A 17,263-nucleotide genomic window follows, 5' to 3' on the forward strand; every position below is an offset into this window, starting at 1 on the left:
ACTTGCTAATCCCCAATTCCCATTCCCAAATTCAAATCATCCCCAAGTTGGTGAAGCACTCAATGGTAGTTTGCTGTGTTTGCAGGAAGTGTTTGCGGTCTACTTCTCTTCCAGCATAGTATTAGCAGGGTAAAAGTGTGATTGGCGATCGCTTGTTTGGTTAATTGCATAACAAGTAACTTGCGATGCTAAAGCGCAGTACGATTCTAAATTAGTGGACATGGAAAATTGAGAGCCATAACAAATGACCAATGACCAATGACCAATGACCAATGACCAATGACTAATTTAGAGAATCCGATCGCCACCCCAGAGCGATCGCACAAGTTTATCTGTCAATTCCGAGCCAAACATCTGTGCGGCAAATTTATTACCTGGATCGCGTTCAGCACTGATACGGCGGAGTTCTAAATCACGAGCAGCTAAAGCTTCTCGTGCATCTTCTGGCACAGGTTCGGCTACATCTACCCAAGTTAACCAGCGATCGAGTGTTTCGCGTGCAAGTGTGCGAGTTAGTTCGAGAGTTTCAAAAGTAGGTGCGCCTGTGTAACACAAGCTAACAGGCGATTGAAATAGACGAATATAAGTACTTTTGCTGGTAAATACCTTGAGCCGCGCATCTGACTGTAACTTTAAGAATGTTTGATTAACTGGCTCATAGTAGCGATCGAGATATGCCAAATCGGTTAAAAGCTCAGTTCTGGCAATGTAATCTATATAAAAGAAAATATTTCCATTTGGAAGTGTGCCAAACTCAAAGGCCAAATGAGGAACCTGAATATGGGACTTCAACCAAGTAGTGAGACGCATAGTACCAAAGTTTGATTTTTCCGGGTTTCCCAACCACGAATGCACTAGCCAGTCAATTTCTTCCCCAGAAAAAGCAGTCAGCGAACCTTTCATGTTGCCATCAAGACTGCTATATTGCTGTAAATTTTCTACAGAAGCGTCTGGATGTAACTGAAAACGAGCCTCTAATTTTTGGCGGAGTTCCTTTGTAATCTCCCACAACTGCTCAAATACAGCTTTATTATCTAAATCAGTTGGTTGCTGAGTCATGGTTTGAGTTTGCAGTTTTTTTATAAACTTCATATTTAGTTTGACACTTTCCGGTATCTAATTCGTTAGCGATCGGGACTTACGCACAAGTCACGGAAGATCAAACCACAGAGAACGCAGAGAACACAGAGGAATAAGAGTTAGAGAGCTTCAATTATTACTAATAGAAAATCCTCGACGCGTAGGTTTAACATTAGCTAACTCTACCTGAAAACTTACTTTGTCTATCATTTCCTCGCTTCTCGCTTCCAAAGTCCACTTACCAGGACGTAAATTCCAAAATAAAGAATTAGCTGAGTTTGTATCTAACTTTTCGCCATTTAACCACCACTCGACTGGTGCAGATTTATTTCCCGCTAGCTTAAATTCGAGTTTTTGCTGCGTTTCTTCACCAGGATAAACTAAAAATAAATCGCCATGATGCGGAGATAAAATTCTCAAACTGGCAGAAGTAAAATTTGATTGCTGTTGTTTTGCTAACCATTCATCATACTCTGGTGGCAAATTGAATTGATGCTCGCGTTCGTAATTACTTTTATCTTCAGGATAGAAATATTCCTGCACCACTGAGGTACAATCTGGGGTGGGTCGTAATCCAGAAATTGCACAAACAGGTAATTGCACTAAACCTTCTGGAGATGGAAAACCTGCTGGTTCTTGATGTTCGTGCAGATGTAACATAATTCGATTCCATAAAGGTGCTGCGCCCGTCACACCTGAAACTTGTCGCATCGGTTCGCCGTTGAAGTTGCCTACCCAAGTAGCGACGGTGTAATCTGTAGTGAAGCCAACAGTCCAAGTATCCCGAAAATTGGAAGAAGTGCCAGTTTTAACAGCAACAGGAAAGGGTAAATTTAACACCGAGTCTACACCAAATGCTGTTGCACGAGCATAGCTGTCACTGAGTATGTTGGTGATTAATTGCCAGATTGTGTGATTAAGGAGTGGGGAGTTTGTAGAGACGCGATTCATCGCGTCTGTAGGGATTGGGGAATTGGAAAATGTGCTTACTAAAGAAATCGCCTCTCCTTGTCGTGCTATGGTTAAGTATGCACGGGCTAATTCCCAAAGACTGACTTCGCCACTACCTAGAGTCAAACCTAAACCATAATGTTCTGGAGTTTGATTGAGGTGTTCAAATCCCAGTTGATGCAGTCGTTCTAAAAAAGTTTCCACACCGACTTTTTCTAACACCTTTATTGCAGGTACATTTAAAGAATTTGCTAAAGCGATTCGTACCCGCACAGGGCCAAGAAATCTTTCGGTGTAATCTGTGGGGCTGTAAAGTTTCGCGCCGGGAATTGCATAATGGGCGGGTACATCTGCCAAAATGCTGTTTGGGCGAATTAAACCTTTTTCTAAAGCTAATTCATAAACAAAAGGCTTGAGGGTAGAACCTGGTTGACGTAGTGCTTGCACTCCATCATTGCGTCCCAGTTTAGCTTCATTAAAGTAATCAGGTGAACCGACATAAGCCAAAACTTCACCAGTGTGGTTGTCAATCACCAACGCAGCTGCATCATGGACATTGTTAGCGGCTAAAGAAGAAATTACCTGCTGTAGCTGTGCTTCGACAAACTGCTGCAAAGGGCGATTGATAGTCGTGCGAATAACGGATTCATCCCCCCAACCCCCCTTAAAAAGGGGGGCTTGATTCTCCGCTTTGTAAGGCTTGCTAGGGGGGATTTGATTGGCTAACCAAAATAAAAAGTGTGGTGCGGCGATAATTCCCCGTTGGCGAGACTGAAACACAACCTTTTCGGTGTGTGTTCGGGTTGCGATCGCACCACTAATATACTTTTCCTGTACCATCCGATTAAGGACGTATTTTTGCCGCTGCTTCAGCCGTTCCCAATGTTCGTAAGGATTAAAATATGTGGGATTATTGGGAATAGCAGCCAACAAACTAGCTTGAGCAAGATTCAATTCACTAGCTGGAATGGAAAAATAAGTCTGTGCGGCGGCTTCCACACCATATATATTCCCGCCCATTGGTAGCCGATTGATATATGCAGCCAGAATTTCATCTTTGTTCATTCCTGCTGCTAACCGCCAAGCTAGCCAAATTTCACTCAGTTTACCAGAGAAGCTGCGCGGCACTGGATCTAACATCCGTGCCAACTGCATAGTAATTGTGGAAGCACCGGAAACAATTCTTTTAGCGTGGATGGCTTCTTTGCTGGCGCGGATAACAGCTTTCATATCCAACGCCCCATGATGGTAAAAGCTGGCATCTTCGGCGGCTAAAATCGCATGGATAAACTGGGGCGAAACCTGATTTAGTGGTACTACTGATGTATGTTCTTGGTCGCGGGTGAGCAATGTTCCTAATGGTAAACCATTGCGATCGCTAAATTGCATTGCCAACTGATTTTGAGCAATATCTGCGGCACGAATGGGCGCAAAATAAGGTAGTAAGCGTACCACCAGACAGATTAGCAGCACAGCCAGGATAACTTTACTACTGTGCTTGAGTTTGAGTAGCGATCGTAAAATTAGTTTCATCAGGGAATCCCCTGTTCAAGAAAACCTACCTTAATTTTGACGCAGCGATTACATCTATATCAGTCAATATGTCAAATCCTTAATAATTTATTTGAAATCACTTAGCAGATGTAAATTAATATTTGCAGAAGTTAAATACTTATTAATTAGTTAAGAATTGTAGTGATTTTTTGGAACAACTACACTAGATTGGTTATCTATGTAAATAAACATAGTTAAATCCAAAGTCTGAGTAAAAAATAGTCGTCTGCATCCTTTATTAATCTTGCCATTACCAAGTAAATCAGGTAATGCAAGCTTTTGCTTGCTATAATTTGTGAATTTTTTATTTTGAATTACTAAAAAATATGATTATCAAATTTTTACTCAGTTCTTATCGTAAAATTCTCTATCTCTTTCTTAACGTCCTTAGCGGTTTGTTAAAAAAAATTAGTCATTTTTCACGCCAGAAGAGAAAAATACAATTTATTCTTCTCTTCACATTCATGCTAGCGATGACAGGATGTAATTTCTTTAGTATCAATTCAAGTAAAGAACAACTTCCAGCAGTATCCTCACTCACACCACCAAAATTACCAGACTGGATTGAACAAATAAGTCCCATTGGAGATGCAAAACCCCTCAACCAAATCCGCATCCGTTTTCAAGAAGCTTTAATCCCAATTGAAAGTCTTGATAGTCCAGAACAGCAAAAAATATTACAAAAATTTGCCCTTTGGCCGCCTTTACCCGGTCAATTTCGCTTTTTAACACCACGCATGGTGGGATTTCAAGCTGATAAAGCATTACCAATAGCGATAAGATTTCAAGTTACTCTGAAAGCAGGTTTAGCCGATTTAAAAAATCATCACCTAGACAAAGATTTACCTTGGACTTTCAACACTGAATCCATTAAATTAACTAATTTACCCGGTGTCAATCCCATAGAGAAAGCTGATATCGAACTAATTGATTTACAACAAAAGTTACAGTTTACTTCTAATGTAGAATTGGATTTAGCTTCTGTACAAGAACATTTACAGCTAATTCCTGAAGGTAAAAGTAAAGGTACAGGTTTTAAAGTTGAATTAAACAAAGAAGAAAAACCATTAAAAAATGAAGAAGATCCTTTAGAAAAATTTGACCCTTCGGCACGCAATTGGATTTATAATCTCATCCCACAGCAAAATCTAGAAAAAGCAACTAGTTATCGCCTAGTATTTTCTCCCGGAATACGTCCTGCTTATGGCAATCTAGCGACAGAGAAAGAATTTGCTAGTAAATTAGCAACTTATTCGCCTTTAGCATTTCAGAAAATTAACTATTACGGACAGCCGGATTCAGGCGGAACATTTGGACGATTTGTTAAAGGCAGCCCGCAGCTAGAATTTAATAACATTTTATTAGCAGAGTCAGCTAAAGAAAACATTACTATTAATCCAGCACCAAAAGAAATTTCGAGAATTTTGGAAGTTAATGATGAAGATAAAATTGTCGGGATTAATCCTTATGCGCTAGAACCTGCCAAGACTTATACAATTACTATCGGCGGAAATCTCAAAGATAAGTTTGGGCAAACTTTGGGTAAACCTGTCACCCTTAAATATGACACTGGAGATTTAGCTGGAGATATTTGGGTACCATCAGATTTGAATATTTTCCCTACAAGTAAAAATTTACAGCTAAATATTAGTACGGGAAATTTGCCAGAATCTAAATATAAAGCCGCTTATCGAGTAGTTAAACCGACAGATTTAGTTTATTTTAATAATAGTAGTGATTTATTACCACAACCTTCTGAATGGCAAAGCTTTAAGGTATCGGTTAAGAAAAATCAATCAGTTGATATTGCTGTTCCTCTGCGGGAAAAAATAAATTCTACTACCGGCATGTTAGCTTATGGAGTCCAAGCCCGCACGAATAAATATCAAGAGAATGGGAAGGAACTGTGGCGCGAACCTACGACTTATGGCATGGTTGAATTGACAAATTTGGGCGTATTTACTCAGTGGTTTCCTGAGTCAGGGTTAATTCGTGTCAATCATCTTACAGATGGTTCGCCAGTTCAAGCGGCTGCTGTTGAAATTTATCAATCAAAATTACAAGCAAAATCTCGTCCAGAACCAGTACCTTGTGCAACAGGTAAAACTGATGACAATGGAATTTTTAGAATTGTTCGTGAAGGATTACAGAAATGTTATTCTGGCAATGAAAGCTCTAGTAAATCACCACAGTTATTAGTAATTGCCCGCGAAAATCAAGATTGGGCATTTGCTAGAACTGAAGAATATAGCGGTGTTTATGGCTACGGCATTGATGCGGGTTGGCAAGATAAGAAGCCAGAATCACGCGGGATAATTTTCTCAGATAGACAGTTATATCAACCAGGTGAAAAAGCTTGGTTGACTGGTTTTGCAGACTATTTACAAAATGGTGCAATTCAGCAAGATAAAAATGCTGCTTACCAATTAACTTTGGTAAATCCCGATGGACAAAAAACTAGCTTAGGTACGCAAACCACAAATGAATTTGGCAGTTTTTCTCTGGAGTTGCCAATCAAAACTACTCAGCGCTTAGGCTACTATACAATCCAGGCGAAAGGTAAAAATGGACAAGAAATTTCTGGAGAATTTCGGGTAGCTGAGTTTAAACCACCCAACTTTAAAGTCGAACTCAACTTAGATAAAGAATTTGCTCTCATTGACGAGAAAGTTAATATTAATGCTATAAGCAATTATTTATTTGGTGCGCCTGTAGAAGGTGGAGAAGCAAAATATTTTATTACTCGCCAGCAGGCTGATTTTGTTCCTAAAGGTTGGGAAGAATTTACTTTTGGTAGGCAATGGTTATGGCCGGAGGAAACCCCTACTATATCTACTGATGTATTGCAAACTAATGCCCAACTAGATGCTAATGGTAAAAGTAGTCAAACTGTAAATGTGGCTAATGATTTACCATATCCGATGACTTACCAAGTAGATGTGCAAGTTGCAGATGTTTCTAATCTGTCAGTAGCGAATTCCAAAACATTTACAGCTTTACCGAGTAATCGCCTTATTGGATTAAAAAGTAATTTCATCGCTGATGCTGGTAAGGCTTTTCCTATTGAAGTGATTGTTACTGACCCTACAGGAAAAGCAATCACAGGTCAACGGGTGCGTTTGGAATTACAACAGATTAAATATAGCAGCGTTACGCAGTTGGTGGAAGGTAGTCAAACTCCAAAAAATCAAGTTGAATATAAAACGGTAGGACAAGGTGAAATTACATCTGCAAGTAATCCGCAATCGGTAAGTTTAACAGCACCGGAATCTGGTTCATACAGGATTAGAGTTAATTTTAGTGATGCAAAAGGTGAATTAAGTGCCACAGATTTACAAATTTGGGCAACTGGAGAAAATCCAGTATTTTGGGGTTATAAAGAAAAAGATGTCTTAGAAATTAAATTAGATAAAAAAGAGTTTAAACCTGGTGAAACTGCTACTGCAATAATTCAATCTCCTTATCCAGATGCAGAATTGTACTTTGCTGTAATTAAAGATAAACCCCTTTATCAGCAGATTACCAAAGTTCAGGGAGGCGCACCACAAATTCAGTTTCAAGTTACGCCAGAAATGTTGCCAAATGCAGCCATCGAAGCTGTGTTAGTAAGACAAGGTAAACCCATAAACCAAGTGGAAGCGGGAAGTTTAGATAACTTGGTGAAGATTGGTTTCACACCTTTTAAAGTTAATTTAGAAGATAAGTATTTAAAACTGCAAGTTAAGCCAGTGCAAGCATCATTAGAACCTGGTGCAGAAGAAACGGTACAGCTAGAACTGAAGGACAATCAAGGAAACCCCGCCAAAGGACAGTTTACAGTCATGGTGGTAAATGAAGCGGTGTTACAACTTTCTGGTTATCGTCCGCCAGATTTGGTAGATACAGTTTATGCAGAACAGGTAATACCTACCCGCTTTAACGATAATCGCGCGGATGTTATATTACAAGCACAAGATGTAACTAAACCGAAAGGTTGGGGTTATGGCGGTGGTTTCTCAACTGGTGCAGCAAATACTCGCACTCGCACCGATTTTCAAGCCTTAGCTTACTACAACGGTTCTGTCCTTACCGATGCAAATGGGAATGCACAGATAACCTTTAAACTCCCGGATGATTTAACTACATGGCGAGTGATGGCTGTCGCCACTGATGGAAATCTGCGTTTCGGGAATGGGGAGGCGACGTTTATCAGCACCAAACCACTGCTAACTAATGCCATCTTGCCACAATTTGCCCGTCCAGGCGATCGCATTCTCGCTGGCTTATCTGTAACTAACAACACTGGGAATACAGGAAATCTCTCAATTAATGGCGAACTTAGCGGTAATGTGAAGTTTGCTGAGAAAAACCCCACAGCGACTTCTTTGCAAACCAAAGCTGAATCCGCAACTCATGCTTATCGCTTCCCCATGCTGGCAGATAGTGTGGGAACTGGTAAAGTTCGCTTTACGACTCAGCTAAATGGTACAGCCGCAGATGCTTTTGAAGTACCCTTGGAAATTAAGCCAATTGAAATTACAGAACAAGTCGTTGAATCTGGTGTCACTGAAAAACAGGTGAAGATTCCCTTAAATGTTGATAAAAATACCTTTCCTGATGCAGGAGGTTTAGATATTCAGTTGGCGAGTACTTTGATTCCAGAAATTAAAGCACCAGCAAAACAGGCTGTAGAAGATGATGATTTACCATTTACAGAACCGGCGGCGAGTCAATTAATAATTGCTGCTAATTTGCAAATTATTGCACAGAAATATGGTCAGACATTTACAGAATTTAATCCTAGCCAACAAGCAAGTCAAGCAATTGAAAAATTACAAAAACTCCAAATAGCTGATGGTGGTTTTGCTGCTTTCCCCGGACAAGAAAAATCCGACCCTTGGGTTTCTTCCTATACGGGTGAATCTTTGGCTAAAGCTAGTCAGGTGTTCCCTAATTTAGTTGATTCTGCAATGGTGTCTCGCCTGAAAGCTTATTTACAAAAAGTTCTAGCAAACCCCGGAGAATACGACTTTTGCAAACAACTACTCTGTAAAAGGCAACTGCAACTTAATGCTTTAATCTCATTAGCAGAATTGGGAGATAAACGCAATACTTTCCTCGCAGATATTTATGAACAGCGCAATAATTTTGATGTAGCAACTCAAATTAAACTAGCGCGATACTCATCTCAATTCCCAGAATGGCAAGATGAATCTCAACAATTAGCGAACAAACTGCAACAGAATGTTTATGAAACTGGCCGCACAGCAGTTGTGAGTTTACCAACTAGTTGGGGATGGATGAGTTCATCTACTACGACGCAAGCACAAGCTTTACGCTTATTTATTGCCAAACAAAGTAAACCCGAAGTTATAGATAAATTATTTCAAAGTCTTCTGGCATTGCGACGGAATGGTACGTGGCAAACCAACTATAATAATGCCCAAACTTTAACAGCTTTGGTAGATTATAGTCAACTGCAACCCACACCACCTAATTTTGTTGCCACAGTGGAATTAGCTGGTAATAAGTTAGGAGAAAATCAGTTTAATGGCTATCAAAATCCCAGCTTACAGCTAAATGTGCCGATGAATAAATTACCTCGTGGGCGTAATGATTTAACCCTGCAAAAATCAGGTAATGGCACTTTACACTATCTGGTTGCTTATAATTATCGCTTGCAAGATAATCAACCAGGTAAATTTAACGGACTACGCATAACACGAGAAATTAGTCAAGTAAATAAAGAGAAAGTTTTGCAAAAAACAGGTCTTTATGCTTTCGATAAACCCTTGACTTTAGCCTCTGGACAAGTGTTTGATATTGGTTTAGAAATCATTGCCGATCGTTCTGTGGATCATCTGGTGATAAAAGATCCCCTACCATCAGGTTTTGAGGCTGTGGATGCGAGTTTTCAAACTGCTACAGCTGCATTACAAGCAAAAGCCGATAGCTGGGAACTTGGTTTTAAGAATGTGTACCGCGATCGCATTATCGCCTACGCCGACCACCTGGAACCAGGAGTTTATAGTCTGCATTACTTAGTCCGTTCTGTGACACCTGGTACATTTTCTTGGCCTGGTGCAGAAGTTCACTTGCAATATGCACCAGAAGAATTTGGGCGTACTGCTGAGTCTACATTAATACTGGAGGATGGGAAGTAATTATTTATGCCATCTTTGGCTACAACAAATCTAAAAATCTTTCCAAGTCTATACGGGCCTGCTTTAAAATCTTAGCTAGGGTGGAACGCTTAACTGGGCGGTGAGCTGGAACAGTTAATTTTAAGACTTCATCCGGTATGCTTTTTTCCAATCTAATGTGACTACCTCGCTGGCGTACAACTATCCATCCATCCCGTTCTAAAGCAGCGATAATCTGAGTGTAAGGTAAATTGGGAACTTTGCTCACAGTACCAATTCCCTGACTATTACGCCTTCTTGAGTAATCCATTCATCTTCCAATGGCTCAAGGTAAAGTTCTATTGCTTCTTGGATATTCTCTAATGCTTCTTCTAATGTTTCTCCTTCACTGATACAACCAGGAAGTGAGGGAACATGGACGGTGTATCCGCCTTCGTCACTGGGTTCTAATACAACTCTGAGTTTCATAACTTGACAATAAAGTTACTTTTTTATTTTCAATGATTTATGGCGATCGCACTACCATTACTGAGAGAAGAGTAGGCGATCGCATTATCGCCTACGCCGACCACCTGGAACCAGGAGTTTATAGTCTGCATTACTTAGTCCGTTCAGTGACACCTGGGACATTTTCTTGGCCTGGTGCAGAAGTTCACCTGCAATATGCGCCAGAAGAATTTGGGCGTACTGCTGAGTCTACATTAATATTGGAGGATGGGAAGTAATAATTGTACTTAATTACATTTTTGCAACTGCAATTAAAGTACAATAAAACAAATCACAATAAGATTCAGTCTGTTTAGCTTGGATAAACCCCAAGAGTTAGTATTAACTAAATGTTGAATTTAGCAGACCCCTATCTTTTATTGTGGAAAAATGAGTCAGATTCAGGAGTTGCATAAAGAAGCGATGGATTTAGCCGAAGCAGCTTTTACTGCTAAACTCAGAGGAGACTTAAAGCAAGCTAGTCAAGTTTCTCGACAAGCTTTTGAAAAAGAATCCCAAGCTGCTGCACTAATTGCCAATCAACTTGATGCCGAACCGACTCGTTCAGTATTGCATCGTAGTGCTGCAACTCTTGCAATAGACTGTGGTGAATTTCAAGCAGCAGAACGTTTAATTGCGATCGCATTATCAGGAAATCCACCCCAAGAAATTGCCCAAGAACTAAAAGATTTATTCATTCAAATAAATTTGCGCCCATATTTAGAACGTCATGGGCTTACTTTTGATGAAGAAAAGTTGAAGAATCTGACGGTAGATCAATAGTCAAACTTAGCCAAAGAATTATTGCGTAGTATTCATGAAGATGGTACTGAATACTTTACTATCAAAACTATATAAGCTTTTGTAAAAAGAGCGATCGCACTACCATTACTGAGAGAAGAGTAGGCGATCGCTTTTTTCTTGTGCATTTTTGCAAGATATAAATATTTAGTCATAAAGCTGAACTTATATCACTTATAGAGAATGTTTACAAAGCATTATCGCCTACGCCGACCACCTGGAACCTGGAGTTTATAGCTTGCATTACTTAGTTTGTTCTGTGACACCTGGGACATTTTCTTGGCCTGGTGCAGAAGTTCACCTGCAATATGCGCCAAAAGAATTTGGGCGTACTGCTGAGTCTACATTAATACTTGAGAATGTAAAGTAATTATTTATACTACTTTTAGCTACAACAAGTCTAAAAATCTTTCCAAGTATATACTCAAATTTTAGCTAGGGTAGAAGGCCTAACCAGCCGATTTGGTTTTTATGAGCGCAGGAAACGCTCATATAAGACCCTTTCTTAACAAGCGTACTTAAGTAAAGGCTACGTTTATTACATAGATATGTTGAAGTTAAAGTAAAAACAATAACAGTAAATTACCTGGTTACAATTTAGCCTTAGCCTCAATACGATATAACACAATACACCTAAAACCCTGATGTAGAGGTGAGATTTATCGCGTGTGTTCAAAGGCCAATTATCTACACACTCTTAACTAAACCTGCAATATCCAAATTAGACATTATTTGCTATTCAAATAGTGGGTTTTGAGCTAATGATTATCAAAAAAGTTTTGAGAATTTAACAATCAAAGTTTGAGCAGATTACCTTCCTACAACAAAATGGGTAAGTTACTTCTGCTTGAATATTAAACATTGAAAATCAGCACAATTAAAAATGCAACAAGTACTAGCATTGATTGAACAAAAAAAACAAGAATTTGCTCAAGTGCCATTGTTTAATTTTATGCAAGATAAAAGTATAAATCCCAGACAAAGGTTAGCTTGGGCACCATGTGCTGCTCATTTTATTATGAATTTTGGAGAACTGAATAAGTATTTTTTGCGAGTAGAACCAACAACCGATCCAATTCAGACATTAATTAACAAACATACTTATGAAGATGACCATCATTGGCTGTGGTTTCTGGAAGATTTGAAGAATCTAGAATTTGACAAAACCTTGCAATTTAGTGATGCATTGAAATTTCTTTGGAGTGAAGAAACTCAGAATGCTCGCTGGTTGAGCTATCAACTCTATCGATATACTTTGCAAGCTACTCCTATTCAAAAACTAATCCTCATTGAAGTTACCGAAGCAACAGGTAATATAATGTTTTCTATAGCAGCAGAAATTGGCAAAGAAATTAAAGCAATTACCCAAAAATCATGCCGATATTTTGCAGATTTCCATTTGGATGTTGAAACTGGTCACATGACAGGTTCATCTGGAATAGAGCAATTGTTACAAGATATTCAACTATCAGAAGCAGCGCAACAAGAAGCTTTTGAACTAGTTGAAAACTTATTTACAGTTTTTACCCAATTTACAAACGGTCTTTTGGTATATGCCAAAAACCATAAAATTGAGCAACTATTGAAAACTGCATAAATTAATTAGCAAATTTATTGAAATTGAAAATTAATACCTAATTAAAGCCGGAAGGAGAAATTTTACTATGTCACAGCACGTACAAAATGTTGTAATTGTCGGTGGTGGTTCAGCAGGTTGGATGACGGCAGCTTATTTGAGTAAAGCCTTGAAAAAAAATGTTCAGATTACCTTGGTAGAGTCTTCTAATATTACAAAAATTGGAGTTGGCGAAGCAACTTTTAGTAGCATCAAGTCATTTTTTGATTTTCTGGGATTACAAGAGTATGAATGGATGCCAAAATGCAATGCTACTTATAAAATGGGGATTAAATTTGTTGATTGGAATTCCGATCGCAGACACTTTTACCACCCTTTTGAAAGATTTGATTTTATTGATGGATTCAGTATCTCTGAATGGTGGTTAAAACTTAAGAGTGCCAATGAGGCATTTGATTATTCCTGCTTCATGGCACCGACGCTGTGCGATCGCCAAAGGTCTCCGAGATATCTTAATGGCAAAATCTTTGATGATAGAGTAGAACATTTATTCTCAGAGAAACATTTTTCTGAAAAAAATCTCATCACACTTGCTGATGCCGAAGGGCAATATCCTTACGCCTACCATTTTGATGCAAATCTAATTGCTAGATTCTTGAAAGATTATTCAATACAGAGGGGCGTGAAACAAATTGTTGATGATGTGGTAGATGTAAATTTAACCGAAGATGGAAGCATAGATAGTCTCAACACTAACGAGCATGGCATTATCAGTGGAGACCTTTTCATTGACTGTACTGGTTTCCGTGGTCTTTTGATTAACAAAGCTCTTGGTGAGCCATTCATTTCTTATTCAGAGTCGCTACTGTGCGATCGCGCGATCGCCATACAGATACCAAGCGATATTCAGAAAAATGGCATCAACCCTTACACAACTGCAACTGCTCTCTCATCAGGTTGGGTCTGGAATATACCTTTGTATGGCAGAGATGGTACAGGATATGTTTATTCTAGCGCCTTCATCTCTGCACAGGAAGCAGAACAAGAATTTCGTCAGCATCTAGGAAATGTCGCTGATAATTGCAAAGCCTCTCATATCCAAATGAGGATTGGACGTAACAGAAACTCATGGGTGAAAAACTGTGTAGCAATAGGGCTTTCCAGTGGCTTTGTTGAACCATTAGAATCTACTGGCATATTTTTTATTCAGCATGGAATCGAAGAGTTAGTCAATCACTTTCCAGGGAAATCGTTCAATGAAGAATTGATCCGCAACTATAATAGAGCGATCGCTAACTGTCTAGATGGTGTTCGGGACTTTTTGGTACTCCATTACCGTGCCAGCGATCGAGCAGATACAAAGTTTTGGCAAGCAACTAAGCAAGAAATTAAAGTTCCTACGGAACTGCAAGAAAAGTTAAAGTTGTGGAAAAGCAGATTACCAAATAAAAAGAATATCAATCCATATTTTCATGGCTTCGAGACATACTCTTATTCGGTAATGTTACTTGGACTCAATCATAAGCCTGAAGGTAGTTTACCTCTCTTGGAGCATCTTGACGACGAAAAGGCGCTAGCTAAATTTCAGGCAATTAAGGAAAAAGCCAATTACCTGAGTACAAATCTACCCTCTCAATATGAATACTTAACTTATGTAATTAAGTCTCAAGAACAGTCAGAATACCTCAGCGACAATCATTTACCTACTTCATCAGTGAACGAGAGCGCATATCAAATTCCTGTGCCAATTTAATATATGACTTACGCAAACAATAGTCAAAGCTTTGATTTTCTTCTTAGGACAATTCATGAATTGCCCCTACTCCGTGTACTTTTCCGTAAGTCCGATAATAATTGAGGAGAACCCAAAATGACAGCGAAACAAATATGCGTGATTGGGGCAGGCGTGAGCGGATTAGTCTCAGCCAAAACATTTCTTGAAGAAGGTTACGAGGTTACATTGTTCGAGAAACGGCAGGAACTTGGCGGTGTGTGGGAAAGGTCGAGGGCTTACCCAGGACTCTCGCTTCAAAATCCCAGAGACACCTATGCTTTCTCAGACTATCCTATGCCTGCGTCCTATCCAGAATGGCCTTCAGGAGAGCAAATATGCGCTTACCTTGAATCCTATGCCCAACACTTTGGTGTCACAGAAAAAATTCAGTTCGGTGCAAAAGTAACTAAAGTGGAGCGCAAATCAGGAAATACTCCTGGATGGATGGTTAGTGTTAGCTTTCAAGAAGATGGTAAGGAGATCGGAAAACAAAATTACAACTTCGACTTTGTGATTGTATGCAATGGCACTTATGATATTCCCTACATTCCTAACTTGCCGGGAATGGAAGAGTTCATTGCCGCCGGAGGTCAGATAATACATACTAATAACTTTAATGACGGCTCTGTAATTGAGGGCAAGCGAGTGGTTGTTGTCGGTTTTGGCAAGTCAGCCACCGATCTAGCGAATTTCGCAGCTAGCAAGGCTAAGGAATGTACCCTTGTGTTCCGTCAAGCGTTGTGGAAATTTCCCAACTTCTTTCTCGGTTTGTTCAACATCAAGTATATTTTCTTAACTCGGTTTGCAGAAACTTGGATGCCCTATCATAAACTTCAAGGATGGGAAAAATGGCTGCATAGTTTTGGCAAGCCACTAGTGTGGGCATTCTGGCGGCTAAATGAGACTATCATGCGTTTACAGTTTCCTCTTGATGCTTGTGGGATGGTGCCCAAACAACCGATGAACAAATTGATTGGTTGTAGTGTCGGCTTAGTGCCTAAAGGCTTTTTTGAGCATATACGCGCAGGCAAAATTCGTGCTGTGAAGACAAAAATCGACAAGTTTCTTGCTACTGGCGTCGAATTGAATAACGGCGAGCAAATACAGGCAGATATTGTTGTCTTTGGCACGGGCTTTCTTCAGGATATCCCCTTTCTAGAAGAGAAGTACCGCAGACACGTATTTGATGAGGAAGGCACTATCCATCTTTACCGCCATCTCATTCACCCTCATGTTCCCCAGATGGGTTTTGTTGGTTATAACTATACTTTCTGTGCCCAGTTATCAGCAGAAATTGGTGCTAGGTGGTTATCAGAGTATGTCAAAGGAAATATATCTTTACCATCCCCGCAACAGATGTTAGAGGATGTAACGGCAGAGTTGGAATGGAGGAAGAAAGATAGACCTTATTCTTTCGTCAGTGGAGCATGTGTAACTCCTTTTACATTCCATTACATTGATGAATTGCTTCAGGATATGGGTCTTAGCACCCGCCGCAAACCAGGAAACCTGCTTGCAGAGTTGATGATGCCAGCAGACCCATCTGCCTATAAGAATCTCCGACAGGAATTACAGGCAAAACAACAGCCATCTCTTAATGATTCTGCGATCGCCAAATTACAAAAGCGATGTCTGCGACAAGACGAAACGTCTAGGCACTCATACATTAACCATTAAATTTTTCAGACTTCACTACTACCCATTGCGTCACAGCCGCCATTGCTCGCCAACCTAAAAATTTACCAATAGGTTCCGCCCGTTGGATGGCAATACGAGTTAAATTGCCACCGACTCGTTCATGCCATTGAAATAAAGTCTGCTCGCCCTCAACTGTGACAACATTGGCCACTAAGCGTCCACCCGGCCGCAGTGCTTCCCAGCAAACATCAAAAAGTCCTGTTGCTGTCACCCCACCACCAATAAAAATGGCATTTGGTGCTGGCAAATCTTTCAGGGCATGGGGCGCTTTGCCTTCAATGATTTGCAGATTTGGAGTTCCGAGAGTGGCGGCATTATCGGCAATATACAGTAGTCTAGAGGAGTTTTGTTCGATCGCGATCGCTCGACATTGCGCATTACTCCGCATCCATTCAATTGAAATTGAGCCGCAACCCGCACCCACATCCCACAATAACTCTCCTGGTGTAGGTGCTAAAGCTGTTAGGGTGATTGCCCTAACTTCACGCTTCGTTAACTGTCCATCGTGGTGGTAGGCGTTATCTGGCAATCCTGGTAATCTTGGTAATGAAATAACCCCAGTATCAGCAATACAATTAACTGCGATCGCATTCAAAGCCGCAACTTCGGTTTCACCCCAGGATGCAGCCGTACCTTCTACAATTCTTTCATGAGCGCCGCCCATACGCTCCAATACGGTGAGCTTACTGCCACCATAGCCGCGATTTGTCAAAATTTGAGCAACCAGCGCTGGGGTGTCTTTACCCTCACTCAAAATCAACAGTCGCGCTCCCGGATAAATGTAAGACTGGAGTAGGGAGGATGGACGACCATTCAAACTCAAGGTTTCTACCTCAGTCAAAGACCATCCCACCCTGGCACAGGCGAGGCTGAAGGCTGAAGGTGCGGGGATAATCGTCATTTCAGAGACGGGAATTCGCCGCGCTAAGGTGACACCAATGCCGTAACACATCGGATCGCCGCTTGCGAGTACGCAGATTGACTGACCCCGGCGCTGAATGATTTCCTCTACTGAAGCACTAATGGGAGATGTCCAGACTAGTTTCTCACGTCGATCGTCTGTAGGAAGCATTGCTAAATGGCGATCGCCTCCCACAATTACTTGAGCTCGATCGATTAAAGAACGAGCGATCGCGCTTAACCCCTGTAATCCATCTTCCCCAATGCCAACAATAGAAAGCCATTTTTGTATCATGCTAATTCATGATTAATTACTTCATA

Annotated in this window: 12 protein-coding genes and 2 pseudogenes; 7 read left to right on the forward strand and 7 right to left on the reverse strand. The window is 40.3% G+C overall.

All coding sequences use genetic code 11. The features are described 5' to 3' along the window. Window positions 1-31: 31 nt before the first annotated feature. The 3 genes and pseudogenes from RMZ95_RS13120 to pbpC form a co-directional block, all read right to left on the reverse strand. A pseudogene (locus RMZ95_RS13120) lies at window positions 32-144 on the reverse strand (nitrilase); the annotation flags it as partial. A gap of 144 nt (window positions 145-288) precedes the next feature. Beyond that, on the reverse strand, window positions 289-1,059 hold the full coding sequence (locus tag RMZ95_RS13125; RefSeq protein ID WP_322684157.1) for a red chlorophyll catabolite reductase: 771 nt from the start codon (window positions 1,057-1,059) through the stop codon (window positions 289-291). A gap of 150 nt (window positions 1,060-1,209) precedes the next feature. After that, entirely contained in the window at window positions 1,210-3,564 is a 2,355-nt protein-coding gene (gene pbpC / locus RMZ95_RS13130; RefSeq protein ID WP_322684121.1) for a penicillin-binding protein 1C, read from the reverse strand. 485 nt (window positions 3,565-4,049) lie between these two features. Here pbpC and RMZ95_RS13135 point away from each other — a divergent pair, with 485 nt between their 5' ends. After that, window positions 4,050-9,728, forward strand: coding sequence for an alpha-2-macroglobulin (locus tag RMZ95_RS13135; RefSeq protein WP_322684158.1), 5,679 nt, complete (start codon window positions 4,050-4,052; stop codon window positions 9,726-9,728). A gap of 19 nt (window positions 9,729-9,747) precedes the next feature. Here RMZ95_RS13135 and RMZ95_RS13140 read toward each other — a convergent pair whose 3' ends face one another. Together RMZ95_RS13140 and RMZ95_RS13145 are read right to left on the reverse strand one after the other, a co-directional pair. Then, complete coding sequence (locus RMZ95_RS13140; RefSeq protein WP_109007162.1) at window positions 9,748-9,975, reverse strand: type II toxin-antitoxin system HicA family toxin; 228 nt, start codon at window positions 9,973-9,975, stop codon at window positions 9,748-9,750. Continuing rightward, window positions 9,972-10,175, reverse strand: coding sequence for a type II toxin-antitoxin system HicB family antitoxin (locus RMZ95_RS13145; RefSeq protein WP_322672322.1), 204 nt, complete (start codon window positions 10,173-10,175; stop codon window positions 9,972-9,974). Before RMZ95_RS13145 ends, RMZ95_RS13140 begins: the two co-directional genes overlap by 4 nt. Window positions 10,176-10,252: 77 nt before the next feature. Here RMZ95_RS13145 and RMZ95_RS13150 point away from each other — a divergent pair. Both RMZ95_RS13150 and RMZ95_RS13155 read left to right on the forward strand, forming a co-directional pair. Further along, window positions 10,253-10,432 (forward strand): annotated as a pseudogene (locus tag RMZ95_RS13150) (hypothetical protein); the annotation flags it as partial. Window positions 10,433-10,583: 151 nt separating this feature from the next. Then, a complete protein-coding gene (locus RMZ95_RS13155; protein ID WP_322684122.1) occupies window positions 10,584-10,976 on the forward strand; it encodes a hypothetical protein in 393 nt (130 codons plus the stop codon). 32 nt (window positions 10,977-11,008) lie between these two features. Here the strand turns inward: RMZ95_RS13155 and RMZ95_RS13160 are convergent, their stop codons facing one another. Continuing rightward, window positions 11,009-11,149, reverse strand: a complete 141-nt coding sequence (locus RMZ95_RS13160; protein ID WP_322684123.1) for a hypothetical protein — start codon at window positions 11,147-11,149, stop codon at window positions 11,009-11,011. 14 nt (window positions 11,150-11,163) lie between these two features. Between RMZ95_RS13160 and RMZ95_RS13165 the strand changes: the two genes are divergently transcribed. The 4 genes from RMZ95_RS13165 to RMZ95_RS13180 all read left to right on the forward strand — a co-directional run bounded on the left by RMZ95_RS13165 (window position 11,164) and on the right by RMZ95_RS13180 (window position 16,021). Next, complete coding sequence (locus tag RMZ95_RS13165) at window positions 11,164-11,364, forward strand: hypothetical protein (protein ID WP_409882597.1); 201 nt, start codon at window positions 11,164-11,166, stop codon at window positions 11,362-11,364. Between the two features lie 513 nt (window positions 11,365-11,877). Then, the gene (locus tag RMZ95_RS13170; RefSeq protein ID WP_322684124.1) at window positions 11,878-12,591 is read left to right on the forward strand and encodes a hypothetical protein; all 714 of its coding nucleotides are present in this window, start codon (window positions 11,878-11,880) and stop codon (window positions 12,589-12,591) included. A gap of 67 nt (window positions 12,592-12,658) precedes the next feature. After that, complete coding sequence (locus RMZ95_RS13175; RefSeq protein ID WP_322684125.1) at window positions 12,659-14,323, forward strand: tryptophan halogenase family protein; 1,665 nt, start codon at window positions 12,659-12,661, stop codon at window positions 14,321-14,323. Between the two features lie 117 nt (window positions 14,324-14,440). Continuing rightward, window positions 14,441-16,021: an NAD(P)/FAD-dependent oxidoreductase gene (locus RMZ95_RS13180; RefSeq protein ID WP_322684126.1), complete on the forward strand. Its 1,581-nt coding sequence runs from the start codon at window positions 14,441-14,443 to the stop codon at window positions 16,019-16,021. Here the strand turns inward: RMZ95_RS13180 and cbiE are convergent. Next, window positions 16,011-17,237, reverse strand: a complete 1,227-nt coding sequence (cbiE, locus tag RMZ95_RS13185) for a precorrin-6y C5,15-methyltransferase (decarboxylating) subunit CbiE (protein ID WP_322684127.1) — start codon at window positions 17,235-17,237, stop codon at window positions 16,011-16,013. The two genes, RMZ95_RS13180 and cbiE, sit on opposite strands and share 11 nt — an antisense overlap. Between the last annotated feature and the right edge of the window lie 26 nt (window positions 17,238-17,263).

Source organism: Nostoc sp. DedQUE07, from assembly GCF_034530975.2.
In the GTDB taxonomy this organism is placed as follows: Bacteria; Cyanobacteriota; Cyanobacteriia; order Cyanobacteriales; family Nostocaceae; genus Nostoc.

Bases quoted from the DNA above. Each gene is read 5' to 3' on its own strand.
- RMZ95_RS13155 (WP_322684122.1), top strand. From the start codon at position 10,584: ATGAGTCAGATTCAGGAGTTGCATAAAGAAGCGATGGATTTAGCCGAA.
- RMZ95_RS13175 (WP_322684125.1), top strand. From the start codon at position 12,659: ATGTCACAGCACGTACAAAATGTTGTAATTGTCGGTGGTGGTTCAGCA.
- RMZ95_RS13170 (WP_322684124.1), top strand. From the start codon at position 11,878: ATGCAACAAGTACTAGCATTGATTGAACAAAAAAAACAAGAATTTGCT.
- RMZ95_RS13160 (WP_322684123.1), bottom strand. From the start codon at position 11,149: ATGACTAAATATTTATATCTTGCAAAAATGCACAAGAAAAAAGCGATC.
- RMZ95_RS13180 (WP_322684126.1), top strand. From the start codon at position 14,441: ATGACAGCGAAACAAATATGCGTGATTGGGGCAGGCGTGAGCGGATTA.
- RMZ95_RS13125 (WP_322684157.1), bottom strand. From the start codon at position 1,059: ATGACTCAGCAACCAACTGATTTAGATAATAAAGCTGTATTTGAGCAG.
- RMZ95_RS13135 (WP_322684158.1), top strand. From the start codon at position 4,050: ATGCTAGCGATGACAGGATGTAATTTCTTTAGTATCAATTCAAGTAAA.
- cbiE (WP_322684127.1), bottom strand. From the start codon at position 17,237: ATGATACAAAAATGGCTTTCTATTGTTGGCATTGGGGAAGATGGATTA.
- RMZ95_RS13145 (WP_322672322.1), bottom strand. From the start codon at position 10,175: ATGAAACTCAGAGTTGTATTAGAACCCAGTGACGAAGGCGGATACACC.
- pbpC (WP_322684121.1), bottom strand. From the start codon at position 3,564: ATGAAACTAATTTTACGATCGCTACTCAAACTCAAGCACAGTAGTAAA.